Genomic DNA, 2,464 nt, shown 5'->3' with positions numbered 1-2,464 from the left:
GGCGGGGGGATCTACCCTTGATAAGGGGGGTGCCGATAGGCGGGGGGATCTACCCTTGATAAGGGGGGTGCCGATAGGCGGGGGGATCTGAAAGTTTTTAATACCTACCTACTTAAAAATGGATTTTAGGTTCGATCCCCCCTGCCCCCCTTGATAAGGGGGGTGCCGATAGGCGGGGGGATCCCCCTTGATAAGGGGGGTGCCGATAGGCGGGGGGATCCCCCTTGATAAGGGGGGTGCCGATCCTTCCTTAATAAGGGGGCATCTGATAATTTTTAACGCCTACCTACTTATGATGTTCACACAGTAGAGAAAAAGCCAAAAACCTCCGTTAAGTATAACGGAGGCTGGTTAATTAATTAACAATTTTCAGCTACAATTTCGCCCCACATTCAGGACAGAATTTATTATTCCAACTGTTAACCGCGCCACAACTGGGACAATTGAGCATTTCACAACCCCCAGTGACAATTTTCGGTAAACCAATCATACGGGAATTACTTTGGCCGGGGGCAACCATGGGATAACAATTTTCGTCTTTAGTCACGATCGCATTGACTAAAACCGGACCATCATGGGCCAACATTTCGGCAATTTTTGCGGCTAATTCCTCTCGATGGCGAATAGTAATCCCTTTAATGCCGTAAGCTTGGGCTAACAGTTCCACATTTGGCATTCCCGCTTCCATATTGGAATTAGAATAACGTTCCCCATAGAAAGCTTCTTGCCATTGACGTACCATACCCTGCCAACCATTATTAATAATAATCGTCTTGGCATGAATATTAAATTGGGTTAGGGTGGCCAATTCCTGTAGATTCATTTGGAAACTGGAATCACCACTAATACAGATGACCTCCTCATCGGGAATAGCCACCTTTACCCCCATCGCAGCCGGTAAACCGAAACCCATCGTCCCCAATCCCGCGCTAGAAATCCAACGTCGGGGTCCATTTTTGAGGAATTGGGCCGCCCACATCTGATGCTGGCCCACATCGGTGGTATAGTAGGCGTGGGGTGCTTGACGACCCACCTCAACGATCACTTCTTGGGGGGAAAGTCTGCCTTCTGGTCGAGGTACTTGCAGGGGATAATCTTGTCGCCAGCGCTCGATCTTGGCTAACCAAGCTTGGCTGCGATCAGAATTAGTGGGATAATCAAATTCTCTGGCTTTTTGGAGTATTTGTTCTAAAACTACCCGCACATCCCCGACAATCGGCACGTCAGGGGCGCGATTTTTGCCCACTTCGGCCGGGTCTATATCCACATGGATTACCTTAGCTTTCGAGGCGAATTCGTCCAATTTCCCCGTTACTCGGTCATCAAAACGAGCGCCGACGGCAATTAATAAATCACACTCGGTCACGGCAAAATTAGCGTAGGCGGTGCCGTGCATTCCTAACATTCCCACCGAGAGGGGATGATGTTCATCAAAAGCACCGATCCCCATTAACGTGGTGGTGACGGGTAACTGAAAACGCTCGGCAAACTCGGCAATTTGGGCGTGGGCATTAGCTGCGATCGCACCTCCGCCAACGTAAAGTAAAGGTTTTTCGGCGGTTTCCAAGAGGTGTAAAGCGGCCTCGATCTGACGGCGATTGCCCTTAACCGTGGGACGATAGCCGGTTAGTTTCACATCTCCCGGTTCGACGGGGATATAATCGCATAGTTCTAAACCGACATCTTTGGGAATATCGACTAAAACCGGTCCCGGTCGTCCTGTACTGGCGATATGGAAGGCTTCAGCGACGATTCTCGCTACTTCCCGGGCGTTTCTAGCCACATAGGAATGTTTAACAATCGGGAGAGTAATACCATAAATATCGGTTTCTTGGAAAGCATCGGAACCGATGGCCGCCCGACTCACCTGACCGGTGATAATTACCATCGGGATGGAGTCCATGTGTGCGTTAGCGATGCCTGTCACCAAATTGGTCGCCCCGGGGCCGGAAGTACCGAAACAGACCCCCACTTTGCCGGTGGCCCTAGCGTAGGCATCGGCGGCATGGGCGGCCGCTTGTTCGTGGCGCACTAAAATATGTTGTAATTCTCCCCGCTCTTCAAAGCGGTAGAGTTCGTCATAGATGGGCAGGATCGCACCTCCGGGATAACCGAAGATGTGCTTAACGCCATGACGTTTGAGACTGTCCATCAAGGCATAAGCACCAGAACAACGCTGGGGAACCGTTGTTAAAGAGTCATTGGGCTTGGGAAGTGATGAAACCACAGGGCAAACCGTCCAATTTCTAACTAGAGGGATAATTGCAATTCTGTTGCCTAGGATGCAACTTGAAAAATAGCAAAATTGATAACCTTATACTTTTAGTGTATTCCATCTCACCTTTTTGGCTGCAGTTTTTTTTCTTTTTGCATCTTACCCATGCAATATCTGGGGAAGTGGGGTGTGGGGTGTGGGGTGTGGGGTGTGGGGAAGTGGGGTGTGGGGTGTGGGGTGTGGGGTGTG

Annotated in this window: 1 protein-coding gene; it reads right to left on the bottom strand. The window is 50.1% G+C overall.

The genetic code is table 11. From position 1 onward, the window contains the following. Positions 1 to 373 precede the first annotated feature (373 nt). Positions 374 to 2,227: a biosynthetic-type acetolactate synthase large subunit gene (gene ilvB / locus PX482_RS12495; RefSeq protein ID WP_288122501.1), complete on the bottom strand. Its 1,854-nt coding sequence runs from the start codon at positions 2,225 to 2,227 to the stop codon at positions 374 to 376. Positions 2,228 to 2,464 lie beyond the last annotated feature (237 nt).

Source organism: Microcystis sp. M53602_WE12 (assembly GCF_030065455.1).
Classification (GTDB): domain Bacteria; phylum Cyanobacteriota; class Cyanobacteriia; order Cyanobacteriales; family Microcystaceae; genus Microcystis; species Microcystis aeruginosa.
The sequence above is the reverse complement of the archived record's forward strand: the minus strand, read 5'-3'. Positions and strand labels throughout refer to the sequence as shown.